This window comes from Vibrio rotiferianus (assembly GCF_002214395.1).
Lineage (GTDB): Bacteria > Pseudomonadota > Gammaproteobacteria > Enterobacterales > Vibrionaceae > Vibrio > Vibrio rotiferianus.
The window spans coordinates 2,934,200-2,950,320 of record NZ_CP018312.1; the positions used below are offsets into that span (position 1 = coordinate 2,934,200).

13 protein-coding genes are annotated in these 16,121 nt (G+C 45.5%); 12 read left to right on the top strand and 1 reads right to left on the bottom strand.

Annotated features, from left to right (window positions below; translation table 11 throughout):
* On the bottom strand, nt 1-1,026 hold the full coding sequence (locus BSZ04_RS22770; RefSeq protein ID WP_010445060.1) for an ABC transporter permease subunit: 1,026 nt from the start codon (nt 1,024-1,026) through the stop codon (nt 1-3).
* A gap of 826 nt (nt 1,027-1,852) precedes the next feature.
* On the opposite strand from BSZ04_RS22770, the gene BSZ04_RS22775 reads away from it, so the two are divergent.
* The 12 genes from BSZ04_RS22775 (at nt 1,853) to recG (ending at nt 16,028) form a co-directional block, all read left to right on the top strand.
* Nucleotides 1,853-4,453: a TonB-dependent receptor plug domain-containing protein gene (locus BSZ04_RS22775; protein ID WP_088881459.1), complete on the top strand. Its 2,601-nt coding sequence runs from the start codon at nt 1,853-1,855 to the stop codon at nt 4,451-4,453.
* A 72-nt stretch (nt 4,454-4,525) separates the two neighbouring features.
* Nucleotides 4,526-5,290 (top strand): DUF3450 domain-containing protein, encoded by a 765-nt coding sequence (locus BSZ04_RS22780; RefSeq protein WP_088881460.1) that lies wholly within the window; start codon nt 4,526-4,528, stop codon nt 5,288-5,290.
* A 3-nt stretch (nt 5,291-5,293) separates the two neighbouring features.
* Entirely contained in the window at nt 5,294-6,655 is a 1,362-nt protein-coding gene (locus tag BSZ04_RS22785; RefSeq protein WP_088881461.1) for a MotA/TolQ/ExbB proton channel family protein, read from the top strand.
* Nucleotides 6,656-6,664: 9 nt separating this feature from the next.
* The gene (locus tag BSZ04_RS22790) at nt 6,665-7,192 is read left to right on the top strand and encodes a MotA/TolQ/ExbB proton channel family protein (RefSeq protein ID WP_005430146.1); all 528 of its coding nucleotides are present in this window, start codon (nt 6,665-6,667) and stop codon (nt 7,190-7,192) included.
* 25 nt (nt 7,193-7,217) lie between these two features.
* Complete coding sequence (locus BSZ04_RS22795; protein ID WP_010445055.1) at nt 7,218-7,625, top strand: ExbD/TolR family protein; 408 nt, start codon at nt 7,218-7,220, stop codon at nt 7,623-7,625.
* Nucleotides 7,626-7,629: 4 nt separating this feature from the next.
* Complete coding sequence (locus BSZ04_RS22800; RefSeq protein WP_088881462.1) at nt 7,630-8,262, top strand: energy transducer TonB; 633 nt, start codon at nt 7,630-7,632, stop codon at nt 8,260-8,262.
* 11 nt (nt 8,263-8,273) lie between these two features.
* Nucleotides 8,274-9,488: a tetratricopeptide repeat protein gene (locus BSZ04_RS22805; protein WP_088881463.1), complete on the top strand. Its 1,215-nt coding sequence runs from the start codon at nt 8,274-8,276 to the stop codon at nt 9,486-9,488.
* 318 nt (nt 9,489-9,806) lie between these two features.
* The gene (gene gmk / locus BSZ04_RS22810) at nt 9,807-10,430 is read left to right on the top strand and encodes a guanylate kinase (RefSeq protein ID WP_071234844.1); all 624 of its coding nucleotides are present in this window, start codon (nt 9,807-9,809) and stop codon (nt 10,428-10,430) included.
* A 215-nt stretch (nt 10,431-10,645) separates the two neighbouring features.
* Nucleotides 10,646-10,918, top strand: coding sequence for a DNA-directed RNA polymerase subunit omega (rpoZ, locus tag BSZ04_RS22815; protein WP_005379346.1), 273 nt, complete (start codon nt 10,646-10,648; stop codon nt 10,916-10,918).
* Nucleotides 10,919-10,957: 39 nt separating this feature from the next.
* Nucleotides 10,958-13,078, top strand: a complete 2,121-nt coding sequence (gene spoT, locus BSZ04_RS22820; RefSeq protein ID WP_038883414.1) for a bifunctional GTP diphosphokinase/guanosine-3',5'-bis pyrophosphate 3'-pyrophosphohydrolase — start codon at nt 10,958-10,960, stop codon at nt 13,076-13,078.
* 53 nt (nt 13,079-13,131) lie between these two features.
* A complete protein-coding gene (gene trmH / locus BSZ04_RS22825) occupies nt 13,132-13,815 on the top strand; it encodes a tRNA (guanosine(18)-2'-O)-methyltransferase TrmH (protein WP_088881464.1) in 684 nt (227 codons plus the stop codon).
* A gap of 131 nt (nt 13,816-13,946) precedes the next feature.
* Nucleotides 13,947-16,028 (top strand): ATP-dependent DNA helicase RecG, encoded by a 2,082-nt coding sequence (gene recG / locus BSZ04_RS22830; RefSeq protein WP_088881465.1) that lies wholly within the window; start codon nt 13,947-13,949, stop codon nt 16,026-16,028.
* The last annotated feature ends 93 nt before the right edge of the window (nt 16,029-16,121 follow it).

The window sequence follows — 16,121 nt, forward strand, 5'->3', positions numbered from 1 at the left end:
TTACGCTCCAAACTTCACACGAGGGTCGACTAAAGCAACACAAATATCAGAGATGATGTTACCTATCAGAAGCAGCATCGCGTTGATAGCGACAATTCCCATTACTACTGGGTAGTCACGCTCCATAATCGATTCATAACCAAGCAATCCGATACCATCGATATTGAAAATAACTTCAATCAAGAATGCCCCGGTCATAAAGAACAATAACGAGTTACCAAAGTGAGAAGCGATAGGAATCAAGCTATTGCGTAGTGCGTGTTTGCGTACTGCTTTCTTAAACGGTAAGCCCTTGGCAATCGCAGTACGAATGTAATCTGACGACAGGTTTTCCATCAGGTTATTCTTCATCGTCATGGTTAGCGTTGCAAAATCACCAATCAAGTAACAAATAAGAGGCAGCACTGCATGCCACATAATGTCTTTAGCACGCTCAAAGAAGGTTTCATAGTCGTCAAAGTCGTCCCCGACAAAGCCTCCCATTGGGAACCACTCTAGGTGATAACTGAACAACGTAATCAGCAAAACACCAACTACATAGCCAGGTAAGGCATAGCCAACAAAGATAAGAATAGAAGAAGCGGAATCAAACACGGAACCATGCTTCAACGCTTTGTAGTAACCGAGCGGAATTGAAATGAAGTAACTAATAAAAAACGTCATTCCACCATAAAATAGTGAGACTGGCAGGCGCTCAGCGATCATGTCTGAAACAGGTTCGTAGTAACGGGTTGATTCACCGAAGTCTAAAACCAATAATCGGCTTAACCAATCGATATAAGCCTCTGTTACAGGCTTATCTAGACCGTAAAAAGCATTCAGCTCAGCGATTTGATCCTCAGAAAGTGCAGTATTACCCCCCGCAGAGGTCATAGCCGCGGCACCGTCTCCCTGCGACTGCATTTGAGACAGCATTCGCTCAACTGGGCCACCGGGTACAAATCGAGTGATAGCAAAAATTAGAATAGTAATTCCCAAGAATGTTGGAATCACTAATGCTAATCGGCGTAAAAAATACGACAGCATATACAACTTACTCCATGTCTACTGTCCATTGTTAGGCGGGTTCGGGGAGGAGGTTTCCGGCCCAAAATGGTGCAATTCGATAACGTAGCAACTGAAGCTATTAAAACGCACTCCCTGAGTTTCAATAACTAGTTTTTTCCACTACTGCAACAATTTCAGCGTCATATTTATCTTGAAACTCCGCGCGCTTCAAGTGTTTGAGCCCAAAACATGACAAACTTCCTTCAATGTCGAAAAATGAAAATGTTTTTGTAAAAAAATATAAAAAACCACAAAAGTCATTCATACAGCATATCAATCTAGGCACTTTAGAGTGAAAACCTTACATAAACATGCACTAACAGTGACTATTAAGACACTTAAACCAAAGGTTAATTTGACGTCAAAATATCAATGAGCCCTTTTATCACAATGGGTATCATAATTTGATACCACCCATTGCGATCGAGTTAACATGTCGCCCATTCCATAAAATGAATGCATAAGAACAATATGCTGCATATACCCTAGTTTCCAGCATTCAAAGCCCACTTAAAAACCATAGACAACATAAGACATTACTGTTTACAAGAAACACAAAATACGGTGTTTTATTAAAATTTGATCTCGTTTTATAAAGATCTCACAGGAAAATATTCTGTGATTTGTGTCACCTTTAGGTTTTTACATCTTTTTTACATTTACTTATCTCCTTTTACCACTGGTTTGACTTCCTTTTTTCATCTCAGGTATACATGCCATTAGCGTTAACGAAATATTAACGTCATAAAAAGTCGGTAAGCACCCGACACAGGAAATAATAAGAAACGGAAACGGAGCAACAAGGATGTATAAAAACACAACCGCTTTGTCTGTTGCGATTAGCATCGCACTAGGTACAGTTGCAGTGGCACCTATTGCAGCACAAGCAGAAGAGCAGCAAGTTGAAAAACTTCAGAAAATGAAAGTTACTGGTTCACGTCTTACACGTGCATCTATGGAAGGAAGCACTCCAGTAGCGGTTATTGGTCGCGCCGAAATTGAGCGTGCTGGTGACATCTCTATCGCTGATGTACTACGTAAATCTTCATACAACTCTTTCGGTTCATACAGTGAAAGCTCTGGTAGCTCATGGCAGAGTCAAGCAACTATGTCACTACGTGGCTTAGGCGCATCTCGTACTCTTGTTCTAATCAATGGCAAACGACTACCTGGTTCAGCAACCATGGGTGGTGGTGCCGCTAACTTGAACGTAATCCCAGCAGCAATCGTTGAGCGCGTTGAAGTAATGGCTGACGGTGGCTCTGCAGTATACGGTTCAGATGCCGTTGCTGGTGTAGTAAACGTTATCTTAAAAGATGAGTTTGAAGGCGTTAACGTAACTGTGGGTGCAGGTATCCCATCACAAGAAGGCGGTGACGAGCAAAACTTCTCTATCGTTACGGGTACATCTGGTGATAAAGGTAATATTTATTTCTCTTTTGAGCATGATTCAAAAGGTGAGATCTACCTACGAGATCGTGATTACCTGAGCTCAAAAAATACTAGCTCATCAAACTACTTCGACATGTCTGGTGTTAGTATCTACGGCCGCAACGTATATCATGATGGCAAACTTAAGCCTCTAAATGGCTACGAAACCGATGAAAAATGTGATTCATCAAAAGGCTTTGTTGGTATTACCGAATACCCAGGTCTTGGCCCAATGTGTGGCTATGATTACACAGCAGAAGCCGCGCAAACTGCTTCTCTCGAACGAAACACTGTATTTGTAAATGGTAATATTTTCCTATCAGATACCACAACGTTCAACGCACAGATGCTATTGAGCCGTAACGAAAGTTTTGGTCGTTTTGCTCCAGCAGCAGGTTATTTCCAAATTGATCCAGACACTGCGGGCGGCGCTGATTTCTTCGCAGAAAACGGCCTTGATCCAACTAAAGGCCCTGCAAGTGTTTACTATCGTTTCACCAACGTTGGTACTCGTGACACAAACGTAACTGACTTCCAAGCGGATATGAAAGCGGGTCTTGATGGCTCTTTCTACACCGATGGTTTTGGTGAAGTTATCTGGGAAGCTGGATACCACCTGAACTATTCGAACAGTAACGAACGTGGTACTGGCTATGTACTGAGAACACCAGCAGAAGCGCTTGCAAACGATGGTAAATTTGTAAACGGTGAGTTTAGTGCTGATGCCACCGCAGATTTAGCAGCAACAACAGCTCGCGAATCTCAAATGGAAATGCACCAGGTAAACGGTGGCCTACAGTTTGATGTCGCAGAAATTGGCGATATTACTATCCCTGTATACATCGGTGCTGAAGCAACAACGTACAGTTACTTTGACCAATACGATTCACAAAGTGAAGCGGGTAATATCATCGGTAGTGCAGGTAACTCAGCTGCAGGTGACCGTGAGACATACGCATTCTTCGCAGAATCATTGGTAGCGTTTACTGATGAGCTAGAAATGAACGTAGCACTGCGTTACGACCATTACAGTGATTTTGGTAGCGCTGTGTCTCCAAAAGCATCGTTCCGTTACCAGCCACTAGATAACCTAATGTTCCGTGCTGGTGCTGGTATGGGCTTCCGTGCTCCGTCTCTAAGTAACCTATACGGTGCAGATAGTGAGTCTAACGATTACGCGAAAGATTATGTTTACTGTGAAGACCAAGGCATCTCTGATGCTGATTGTCCAGAGAAACAGTACACAACAACGCGTACTTCAAACGATGAGCTAGATGCAGAGACTTCAACATCATTTAACTTTGGTGTTAGCTATTCACCAATTGAAGACCTATCTGTAACTGCGGACTACTACAACATCCGTATTGAAGACACCATCGTAATGAATACGCTGCAAAGCATGATTGACCAAGAACGTAGCAGTGGCCAGTCAAACTCAAACATTACGCGTGACGCTGCCGGCAGCATTACACATGCAACGGTTCCTTTATCAAACATCGGTACTCTCGAAACATCAGGGCTCGATTTGAAAGTGAACTACTTGTATGACTTTGATGTAACGACAGTTCGATACGACTTCGCTGGTACTTATGTTCTTGATTACAGCAGCCCTGAGTACGTAGACGGTCCAACAAACAACAAAGTTGGTCGTAATGGCCTACCTGAGTACCGTTTCCAGACAGGTATTGGTTTCAACGTACTGAGTGACCATGACATCTACTTCTCAGCAGACCACATTGCGTCTCAAGCACAAGATGTTGACAAGAACTACAACAAAACAGGCAAAATCCCAAGCCACACTACGTTCAACGTAGCATACAACTACATGGCACCATGGGATGCGAAGCTAACAGCAGGTGTACGTAACCTAACAGATGAAGATCCAGCATTTGAATCTGACGGCGTTACTTACAATGATGAGCTGTACAGCATTCAAGGCCGAGTATTCTTCTTGAACTACTCTCAAAACTTTTAATTAAAACTTTTGGCGCAGGAACTTTTCCTGCGCCCTATTCGACTGACTTTATACACTGACAAGGATGCTACTATGACGTTAAAGGAATTTGGCGTAAGTGCAATTACTGCCGCGATTCTAACGGTAAGTGGATCAGCACTCGCTGCTGACTCAGGAACTGTGGTCGCAACTCAAGCAAAAGCAACAAAATCTTCTGAGGCTTCTCAAAAGAAAATCGATAACTACGCCGAAAGTGCAGAAAGCATGCTGGCAGAATACAAAGGTCTTCTGCGTCAAATCGACAGCATGAAAGTCTACAATGAGCAGATTAACCGCATGGTTCAATCACAGCAGGGAGAGCTGGACTCATTAAACAACCAAATCGCTCAAATTGATCAGACTGCAACCGAAGTTGTACCGCTGACTCTTAAGATGATCGATGCTCTCGATGAATTCGTGACACTTGATCTACCTTTCCAAAAAGAAGAGCGTAATAAACGTGTAACTGAACTACGTGACCTAATGGATCGCGCAGACGTTACCACTTCAGAAAAATTCCGTAAGGTGATGGAAGCGTATCAAATCGAAGAAGGCTTCTCTCGCTCAATTGAATCTTACAAAGCCAGCCTAGAACGCAACGGCGAGACTGTAACTTACGACTTCCTACGTATCGGTCGTACTGCGCTTCTATTCCAATCTCCGGACGGCGGTGAAACAGGCATGTGGAATCAACAGACCCGCCAATGGGAATCACTACCTGAAAACTACCGTATCGCTGTACAGCAAGGCCTTCGCATCGCGAAGAAGCAAGCGCCACCAGCGCTAATCAAATTGCCTGTGTTTGCTGGGGAGGAATAAGAAATGAAAGGATTCAAAACTGTAGCAGCTGGTTTACTTGCTAGCTTATTTATGATTTCTGGTGTTCAAGCTGAAACACCTCAAACGCTTTCTGAACTACTGAAAAACGTAAAATCAGAGAGTATCGTTGAATCAAAAGAAAACAAAGCTCGAGAAGCTGCATTTAAAAAAGATCGTGACCAACAAGCGGCCTTGCTACAACAAGCTCGTGAAGAGCTAGCATCGCAGCAAGCGCTTGGCGACCAATTAAAAGCAACGTTTGACGAAAACGACAAACAACTCACTGAGCTAACCGAAACACTGCGCGTTCGTTCTGGCACGCTAGGCGAAATGTTTGGCGTCGTTCGTCAGTACGCGGGTGAGTTTAAAGGTCTATTCGCGGCTTCACAAAATGCGGTTCAATTCCCAGAGCGTGACGCATTGCTTTCAAAACTAGCAGAAAGTAAAGAACTGCCTTCTACGCAAGAACTTGAAGCATTCTGGCACACTATCTTGCAACAAGTTGTTGCTTCTGGCGATACAACAACGACTCCTGCAACAGTCGTATACGGCGAAGGTAAAGAAGCCGTTCGTGACGTCACTCTAGTGGGTGAGTTTAACGCAATCGCAGACGGCAAATACGTAACTTACGTACCTCAAACTGGTAAGTTCGAAGAGCTATCACGTCAACCGAGCAAGAACATCACTCGCCTAGTTGGCGGTTTTGAAGCGGCAGACGGCACTTACGAACCACTGTTTATCGACCCATCTCGTGGTGTGATTCTGTCTCTACTAGTACAAAGCCCTACCGTTCAGGAGCGTATTGACCAAGGTGGTATCGTTGGTTACGTAATCCTAGCTATGGGTGCTGTTGGTGCATTGATTGCGCTCGTTTGTTACCTACGCCTACTCGTTATCGGTGGCAAAATGCGTAAGCAAGCGAAATCAGACACCGTTATTCCTGGCAACCCTCTGGGTGAAGTTATCCAAGCTTACCAAGAGCACAAAGGTGACAACCTTGAAGATCTTGAAGCGAAACTGGACGAAATCATCCTACGTAACGCACCGAGCATTGAACGCTTTATCAGCTCAATCAAACTGTTCGCTTCTGTAGCACCACTTCTAGGTCTACTGGGTACGGTTATGGGTATGATCGGTACGTTCCAAGCAATCACACTATTTGGTACAGGTGATCCGAAGCTAATGGCTGGCGGTATCTCAGAAGCACTTGTTACTACGATGCTTGGTCTGGTTGTCGCAATTCCTCTACTGTTCCTGTACACCATCGTACACAGTAAAGGTCGTCGTTTGGTTCAAACTCTTGAAGAACAGAGTGCAGGCTTCATCGCTCGCTATCAGGAAAAACTGCATAAAGCCGAAAGCTAAGGAGGCATTATGTGGTGGTTAGTTGGAGAACTTGAATCAATTAGGCGCTTCTTGGGAATGGGTGGCGACGTACTTGTCGTCATCTTTATCCTCAGCTTCATGTTGTGGGCAGTATTGCTAGAACGTTGGTTTTACTTCGCTGCCGTCGCTCCAAAAGCAATGAAAAAAGCCGTTAGCTTTTGGGAAGAGCGCTCAGAACATAAAAGCTGGAACGCTAAGATGATCCGACAAGAAATCGTTTCTCGTCAGGATATTGAGAATAAGAAAGGGCTGCCAATCGTTAAGGTACTGATTGCACTTTGTCCCCTACTTGGTCTACTCGGCACTGTTGTCGGTATGATTCAAGTATTCGATATCTTAGCGGTTACAGGTACAGGAAGCCCTCGAGCAATGGCCTCGGGGATCTCAAAGGCAACAATCCCAACATTAGCGGGAATGGTGGCTTCTCTATCAGGACTTTTCTTTAGTACTCGTCTTGATCATTTAGCCAAAGTCACCACGCAGAAGCTTGAAGACAAGCTAAAGCACATTGCCTGAGTAAACGGAATTAGAGGTATAGGTCATGAAGAGACGCTATAGCAGTGATAGCAGCGAAGAAGCCGCTATCGATATGACACCGATGCTAGACATCGTATTCATCATGTTGATCTTCTTTATCGTAACAACATCGTTTGTTAAAGAAGCAGGTCTAGAAGTAAATCGTCCTACGGCAAGCTCAGCGCAAACCGTGAAGAAAGGTAACATCATGGTTGCCATCGGCGCAGCCGGAGATGTTTGGGTTGATAAGCGCCGTATCGAAGTTGATGCTGTACGTGCCAACATCGAGCGTCTACGAGCTGAAAGCCCAGATGGTGCGGTTGTTATCCAAGCGGATACCGAAGCTAATGCTGGCGTAGTCGTGAAGGTAATGGACCAGATTAAGATGGCAGGTGTAGAAAGCATCTCCATTGCCGCAACCAATAAGGATTAAGCTTATGCGGTATCTGGCCTCAATTGCACTGGCGCTCATTGTCTCCCTCGGATTGTTCTGGGGGATGGACAAGCTAGTAAACAAAGAGCGCCACGAGCTAGTGTCGAATGAAGACCTTCGTATGGTGGAATTTATTCGCATTAAACCGGACGAAAAAATACAGGAGAAGAAACGCGAACTCCCGAAACCACCACCGCCTAAGCGACCGCCGCCACCTCCAGAGATGAAGGTTACGTCTACGGTTAAACCGGTGATGGATCAAGTCCCGATGGATATGCCAAAACTCGACCTACCAGTAAACGTAACTGGTGGTTCAGTACTTGGCCACTACTCACAAGGTGGGGGGGCTAAGCTGGCAGGTGGCGGAGGTCCTGTACCTCTAGCGACATTCCAACCTCAAATGCCTCGTAAAGCGGCTCGAGCAGGGATTGAAAAAGGTATTGTATTAATCGAATTTACCGTCAACGAGCGTGGTAGCGTTCAAGATGTCAAAGTCTTGAAAGAGACCCCGCGTAAGTTGGGCTTGGGTAAAGCAGCGAAGAAGACTGTCTCTAAGTGGACCTTCAAACCTAAGATGGTTGATGGACAAGCGGTTAGCTCTCGCCTTTCTCAAGAAATCGAGTTCTCTACCAATTAAGGAGTCGCAATATGAAAGCATATACTAAGTTGTTGGCTTCTCTATTAGTAATGGCAGGCGCGTATAGCGCGTCTGCTGTTGCCAATACACCTGAGTTGTCTGACAGAACCTTTCGAACGGTAAATAAAGTTCAAGAGTTGATTGCAACAGAGAAATATTCTGAGGCAATTTCCAAACTCAACTCTGCTTTAGAAGGCAGTAGTAAAAAACAATACGATCGAGCAGTACTTTTACAGCAGATGGGTTTTCTTTATTCCTTAAAAGATAACTACCCTAAAGCAGCGAAGTATTTCGCAGAAGCGCTAAAGCTCAATGCTTTACCGGTTCCAGTAGCTCAACAAGTTCGTTATAGCTTGGCACAGCTTTATTTGGCAGAAGGTAAATTTAAGCAATCGGTAAGCACGATGAAAGAGTGGTTCAAGATTGCTGAAACGACCGAAGAAAAGCCTCAAGCTCATGCCTATATCACGTTAGCAAGTGCTTATGTTCAGTTGGAGGATTACAAGAATGCAATTCCTCCAACGAAGAAAGCCATTGCGATGACAAAGAATCCAAGTGAATCTTGGTATCAACTTCTTATGTCATCACACTACGAACTGAAACAGTTCAAAAGTGTTGCTGGTGTGCTGAAAATCTTAACGACGAAGTATCCGAAAAATAAGCGCTATTGGACTCAGTTATCCGGTATTTACATGGAGCTCGACCAAGAGCGAAATGCACTTTCAACTCTCGAGATGGCACATAAGATGGGCTTGTTTGATGATGAGAAAGAGTTCGTTCGCTTAGTCAACTTCCAAGCGTACAAAGGCGTTCCATTCCGCGCAGCAAAAACGCTGGAAGAAGCAATGGAAAAGGGTTACGTCGAGCGTAGTGTAGGCAATTTAGAGAAACTGGCAGAGTTTTGGCAACAGGCTCAAGAACTAAGCAGCTCGATAACAGTTTATCAGCAAGCTTATAACCTAGAGCCAAAAGCAAAAACACAGATAAAAATTGCCCGCTTGATGATTTTGGACAAGCAATACACTGAAGCCGCGAAGTTCGCTAAAACGGCAGCTCCGGATGCAAAACGAGACCAAAAAGGCGAGTTATCTTACATTAGAGGTATGGCCTATTTCGAACTGAAGCAGCCAATGAATGCCTTAAAAGCGATGAAGAGCGCAGCTCAATCTCCAGACATGAAAGCGGTTGTCAGTCCGTGGATCAACTTCTTGGAGACGCAAGGATAACCTGAATAGTTGAGAAAACTTGCTTGATTATGAAAGGTTTAAGTGTGAGTCAGTCGCACGCCTGGGGAAGTGAGAGCTTCCCCTTTTTTCGTTGTTAATCTGATAGGCTTGAGTGGCCCGCCACTTGATTTAGATCCGACAAGATCAACTGGCAACCCATTAAAGATCGTGATACTCTTCGCCTCCATTTTTCTGGCGGGATTATCACCAATCTCAATCCCTTTGGTGGTGAAACCATCATTGCCAGTGCTATCGTTATTACATTGTCGATACTTTCTCTCGGCACTTACTCAATCCAACCAAAAGTGGAACAGTACAATGGGCAAAGGTACTCTCTATATCGTATCTGCACCTAGCGGCGCAGGTAAATCTAGCTTGATCTCAGCAATGTTGGAACGTAATCCGACATACGCAATGAAAGTGTCTGTGTCTCATACAACCCGCGGCATGCGCCCAGGTGAAGAAAACGGTGTCCACTACCATTTCGTTGCTAAAGAAGAGTTTGAAGCTCTGATTGCAAAAGGCGATTTCCTAGAATACGCAGAAGTGTTTGGTAACTACTACGGCACATCACGCGTATGGATTGAAGAAACGCTAAACAAAGGCATCGACGTCTTTCTAGACATCGACTGGCAAGGCGCACGCCAAATTCGTGAGCAGATGTCGGAAGCGAAGAGCATCTTTATCCTGCCTCCGTCAAACGGTGAACTAGAACGTCGCCTAAACACTCGTGGTCAAGACAGTGAAGAAGTGATCGCGAAACGTATGGCAGAAGCAAAGTCTGAAATCTCACACTACAACGAATACGACTATGTGATCGTAAACGATGATTTCGACACCGCATTAATGGATTTCAAAGCCATTCTGCGCGCAGAAAGATTGAAGGAAGAAAAACAAGCTGCTAAATATAAAGGCATGCTTGATGCACTTCTAGCAGAATAAAACTGCTGATATCTAAGCGTCTTCTTCGAGCCGGAATTTATAATTCCAACCCGCTTAGATATAAAAATGAATTTTTGCTTCTTTATTACGGTAAGGAAGCTTATATTGCTTATATAGAAAGTCATTGTTGTTACACGTCTTATCGCTAGCAAATACAGCCTTGAGACTGTATACTTTCTCGTCATTCAAAATTTAGTTAACTATTTGGAGTCCTCATGGCACGCGTAACTGTTCAAGACGCTGTTGAAAAAGTTGGCAACCGTTTCGACCTAGTACTGATTGCGGCTCGCCGCGCTCGTCAAATGCAAACTGGCGGTAAAGATGCACTAGTGCCAGAAGAGAACGATAAGCCAACGGTTATCGCTCTACGCGAAATCGAAGAAGGTTTAATTACTAAAGAAGTTCTAGACGCTCGTGAACGTCAAGAACAGCAAGAGCAAGAAGCGGCAGAGCTAGCGGCAGTAAGCAGCATCGCTCACAACCGTTAATTCTGACTTTAGAATTCAACAACCTCCCGGGCCTATAATTTGTATCTATTCGATAGCCTCAAAGACGTTGCCCAAGAATACCTAACAGAGCCTCAAATTGAGGCTCTGCGTCAATCTTATGTGGTAGCAAGAGATGCCCATGAAGGGCAAACCCGCTCTAGCGGTGAACCATACATCATCCACCCCGTTGCTGTAGCCAGAATTTTGGCTGAAATGCGCCTAGATATCGAAACCCTTCAAGCAGCTTTACTGCATGACGTCATCGAAGACTGTGATGTTACTAAAGAAGACCTTGAAGAGAAGTTTGGCAATACCGTGGCAGAGCTGGTTGATGGTGTATCTAAACTGGACAAACTCAAATTCCGCGATCGCAAAGAGGCGCAAGCTGAGAACTTCCGCAAAATGGTACTTGCCATGGTGCAAGACATTCGCGTCATTCTCATCAAGCTAGCTGACCGCACGCACAACATGCGCACGTTGGGAGCCCTACGCCCGGATAAAAAGCGTCGTATTGCCCGCGAAACACTAGAGATCTACTCTCCACTCGCTCACCGTCTTGGTATTCACAATATCAAAACGGAACTCGAAGAACTTGGCTTCGAAGCGCTTTACCCAAACCGCTACCGCGTCCTAAAAGAAGTGGTACGAGCGGCGCGTGGTAATCGTAAAGAGATGATCCAGCGTATTCATAGCGAAATCGAAGGTCGACTGGAAGATGTTGGCTTGAATGCGCGCGTGTTAGGTCGTGAGAAGAACCTGTTCTCCATCTACAACAAGATGAAAACCAAAGAACAGCGCTTCCACACCATCATGGATATCTACGCTTTCCGAGTGGTTGTTGATACTGCCGATACTTGTTATCGCGTTCTAGGCCAAGTACACAGCTTGTATAAGCCGCGTCCTGGTCGCATGAAAGATTATATCGCGGTACCAAAAGCGAACGGCTACCAATCGCTACACACTTCTATGGTCGGCCCACACGGCGTACCTGTTGAAGTTCAGATCCGTACCGAAGATATGGATCAAATGGCGGACAAAGGTGTTGCTGCGCATTGGTCTTACAAAGACAAGGGCGACAGATCTGGCACGACAGCGCAAGTGAAAGCTCAGCGTTGGATGCAAAGCCTGCTTGAGCTACAACAAAGTGCTGGTAACTCATTCGAATTCATTGAAAACGTAAAATCGGATCTGTTCCCAGATGAGATTTACGTCTTCACACCAAAAGGTCGTATCGTTGAATTGCCATTAGGCGCAACAGCAGTCGACTTTGCCTATGCCGTACATACTGATGTCGGTAACTCTTGTGTTGGTGCTCGTGTTGACCGTAACCCTTACCCACTAAGTAAGGCACTGAAGAATGGTCAGACAGTAGAAATCATCAGTGCACCAGGTGCGCGTCCAAATGCAGCTTGGTTGAACTATGTTGTAACTTCTCGTGCCCGCACTAAGATTCGTCAAGTGTTGAAGACCATGCGTCGTGAAGAGTCGATTACCCTAGGTCGTCGTCTACTGAATCACGCTTTGGGTCGTCATTCGATTGATTCAATCTACCCAGAAAACATCCAAGAAGTGCTGACTGATCTGCGCCTAGAAAGCGTCGATGATCTGCTAGCAGCCATTGGTTTGGGTGAATTGATGAGCATCGTCATCGCGCGTCGCCTACTGGGTGACACTGATGAATTGACCACCACAAGCTCGATTCCAAACGAATCTAACAAGAAACTGCCAATCCGTGGTGCAGAAGGTCTGCTACTGACTTTCGCAAATTGTTGTCACCCTATCCCAGATGACCACATCATTGCCCACGTATCACCAGGTCGTGGTCTTGTGGTACACCGTGAAACGTGTCCAAACGTACGCGGATACCAGAAAGAACCAGACAAATACATGGCAGTCGCTTGGTCTGAAGAGTACGACAAAGAGTTCATTGCTGAACTGAAAGTCGATATGCTCAATAACCAAGGTGCGTTAGCGGAATTGACCAATGTGATTTCGAAAACCGGTTCGAACATTCACGGTCTCTCAACCGAAGAACGCGACGGTCGCTTGTACACCGTTACTGTTCTACTAACCACCAAAGATCGTGTTCACCTTGCTGGCATAATGCGTAAGATTAAGACCATGCCACAGGCGACTCGAGTCAGACGAAGAAAGAACTAAACTCTATCGCCACCCACACTCTGGGTGGCGATTTTTTTATATCCCTATTTATTATGAATTTAGAACGTTACAACCGCATCCATCAGGTGTTAAAAGCACGCCAAACCGACCTCACCCTGTGCCTTGAAGAAGTTCATAAGCCGAACAACGTTTCCGCCGTGATCCGTACCGCTGACGCAACAGGCTTACACAAAGTTCATGCGATTTGGCCAGACAAAATGCGCACACTGACCCACACCTCAGCAGGTGCGCGCAACTGGGTTGAAGTGGATACTCACGATTCGATTGAAACTGCGATTACCGAGCTCAAAGCGCAAGGCATGCAAGTTCTGGTGACTAACCTTTCGGACACCGCGGTCGATTTTCGTGAAATCGACTACACCAAGCCTACGGCAATCATTCTTGGTAGCGAAAAAATTGGCGCTTCAGAACAGGCGAAGAAACTCGCAGACCAAGACATCATTATCCCAATGGTCGGTATGGTGCAGTCTTTGAATGTTTCAGTCGCCAGTGCTGTGATTCTTTATGAAGCGCAGCGTCAGCGTGAAGCCGCTGGTATGTACGAACGTGATGAAAGCGCACTGCCAAAAGAGACCATCAACCGCATTCTGTTTGAGCGAGGACATCCGGTCTTAGCAAAAGTAGCGAAACGTAAAGGGCTAGAATATCCACAACTTGATGACGAAGGCCAAATTGTGGCTGACGAATCGTGGTGGAAAGAGATGCAAAGTAAATAATCAACTTTTGTTATCCTGAATAGCGGCGAAGGAGCGAAATTCGACTCCTCACGAAGCTGTATTTTTCCCTGTACAAAAACACAGCTTCGTGGTTAACATACTGCTATGTTAACTATTTTCTTGAGCCCACTATGTCTGCCCAAATGTTATCTGCTGTTCCTTTAACTTCTCTGTCTGGGGTTGGCGCTAAAGTCGCAGAAAAACTCGCCAAAGTTGGTTTGCATAGCGTTCAAGATCTACTGTTTCACCTTCCTCTTCGTTACGAAGATCGCACTCGCATTTACCCAATCGCCAAACTGCATGCTGGGCTTTGGGCGGCGGTACAGGGCAAAGTCATGGCTGTCGATACTACTTTCGGCAAACGCAAAATGCTGACGGTAAAAATCAGCGACGGCAATGGCACCATTACCCTACGCTTTTTTAACTTTACTGCCGCGATGAAGAACAATTTCTCGAATGGTAAGTTAGTACACGCTTACGGTGAAATTAAGCGTGGCGGTATGGGCTTAGAAATAGTTCACCCTGACTACAAGTTTTATGTAAGTGAACAAAAGCCGGATGTGGAACAGAGTTTAACCCCCGTTTATCCAACCACCGATGGATTGCGTCAAATCACTTTGCGTAACCTGACGGAACAAGCTTTATCACTCCTCGATAAAGCCGCAGTACAAGAATTGCTACCTTCTGGTTTGTACAATCACCAGATAACCATGTCGCAAGCGCTGCATACGATTCATCGTCCACCGCCAACTATTAATTTGGATGAGTTTGATGAAGGCAAGCACCCTGCTCAAATTCGTTTGATCATGGAAGAGTTACTGGCGCAGAACCTCTCTATGTTGGCAGTGCGCAGCAAAGGGCAACAGGACGTTGCATTGCCTTTGGCGTCGTGCGACTCACTGAAAAAGCAACTACTGGCTCAATTGCCCTTCTCGCCGACCAATGCTCAAGCACGAGTCGTTAAAGAAATTGAAGCTGACTTAGAAAAAACGCACCCAATGATGCGCCTTGTTCAAGGTGACGTAGGCTCGGGGAAAACTTTAGTTGCTGCGCTTGCTGCCGTCAGAGCCATTGAACACGGCTATCAAGTCGCTTTAATGGCACCGACCGAACTGCTCGCCGAGCAGCACGCGATTAACTTCGCTAATTGGTTTGAGAAAATGGGCATTCAGGTCGGTTGGCTTGCAGGCAAATTGAAAGGTAAAGCCAAAGAAGCCGAACTAGCCCGAATTGCCAGTGGTGAAGCGAAAATGGTTGTGGGCACTCACGCCCTTTTCCAGGAGCATGTTGAGTTCCATCATCTTGCTTTGGTCATTATTGATGAACAGCACCGCTTTGGCGTCCACCAGCGCTTAGAACTACGAGAGAAAGGCGCGAAACAAGGCGCTTATCCACATCAGCTCATCATGACAGCAACGCCAATTCCGCGAACATTAGCCATGACAGCTTATGCTGACTTAGAAACGTCGGTGATTGATGAGTTACCGCCAGGTCGAACACCAATCCAGACCGTCGCGATTCCAGACACTAAACGCGATGATATCGTCGAACGAGTGCGCAATGCTTGCTTAAACGAAGGCAAACAAGCGTATTGGGTATGTACCTTAATTGATGAGTCCGAAGTCTTGGAGGCTCAAGCCGCCGCCGACACTGCAGAAGAGCTGCAACGTAAACTTCCTGACGTAAAAATTGGTCTCGTGCACGGACGAATGAAACCCGCAGAGAAGCAAGCGGTGATGCAAGACTTCAAAGACAACAAGCTGCATTTGCTAGTCGCAACGACCGTGATTGAAGTTGGCGTAGACGTACCCAATTCTAGCTTGATGATCATCGAGAACCCAGAGCGTTTAGGTTTAGCTCAGTTGCACCAGCTTAGAGGTCGTGTTGGTCGAGGTTCAGTGGCAAGCCATTGTGTGTTGCTGTATCACTCGCCACTATCAAAAACCGCGCAAAAACGTTTAGGCGTATTACGTGAAAGCAACGACGGCTTTGTGATTGCACAGAAAGACTTAGAGATTCGTGGCCCGGGCGAACTTCTTGGTACCAAACAAACTGGCTTGGCAGATTTTAAAATTGCCGACTTGGTGCGAGATCAGCGCTTAATTCCAGAAGTTCAACGCATTGCGCGCCACATTCATGACAATTACCCAACTAATGCAACAGCGATCATTGACCGTTGGCTAGGTGAACGCGACATTTACTCCAAAGCGTAAGAGATTAAGGCGAGCAATTTGGTTCGCCTTTTCTATTAACACCAAAGCAAACGTTTGCTTTTTGAATAAATCCATCTATAATCCCGCACAAAA

Excerpts from the sequence above, each read along its gene's own strand:
- BSZ04_RS22770 (WP_010445060.1), bottom strand. The coding sequence starts at position 1,026 with ATGCTGTCGTATTTTTTACGCCGATTAGCATTAGTGATTCCAACATTC.
- BSZ04_RS22775 (WP_088881459.1), top strand. The coding sequence starts at position 1,853 with ATGTATAAAAACACAACCGCTTTGTCTGTTGCGATTAGCATCGCACTA.
- BSZ04_RS22780 (WP_088881460.1), top strand. The coding sequence starts at position 4,526 with ATGACGTTAAAGGAATTTGGCGTAAGTGCAATTACTGCCGCGATTCTA.
- BSZ04_RS22785 (WP_088881461.1), top strand. The coding sequence starts at position 5,294 with ATGAAAGGATTCAAAACTGTAGCAGCTGGTTTACTTGCTAGCTTATTT.
- BSZ04_RS22790 (WP_005430146.1), top strand. The coding sequence starts at position 6,665 with ATGTGGTGGTTAGTTGGAGAACTTGAATCAATTAGGCGCTTCTTGGGA.
- BSZ04_RS22795 (WP_010445055.1), top strand. The coding sequence starts at position 7,218 with ATGAAGAGACGCTATAGCAGTGATAGCAGCGAAGAAGCCGCTATCGAT.
- BSZ04_RS22800 (WP_088881462.1), top strand. The coding sequence starts at position 7,630 with ATGCGGTATCTGGCCTCAATTGCACTGGCGCTCATTGTCTCCCTCGGA.
- BSZ04_RS22805 (WP_088881463.1), top strand. The coding sequence starts at position 8,274 with ATGAAAGCATATACTAAGTTGTTGGCTTCTCTATTAGTAATGGCAGGC.
- gmk (WP_071234844.1), top strand. The coding sequence starts at position 9,807 with ATGGGCAAAGGTACTCTCTATATCGTATCTGCACCTAGCGGCGCAGGT.
- rpoZ (WP_005379346.1), top strand. The coding sequence starts at position 10,646 with ATGGCACGCGTAACTGTTCAAGACGCTGTTGAAAAAGTTGGCAACCGT.
- trmH (WP_088881464.1), top strand. The coding sequence starts at position 13,132 with ATGAATTTAGAACGTTACAACCGCATCCATCAGGTGTTAAAAGCACGC.
- recG (WP_088881465.1), top strand. The coding sequence starts at position 13,947 with ATGTCTGCCCAAATGTTATCTGCTGTTCCTTTAACTTCTCTGTCTGGG.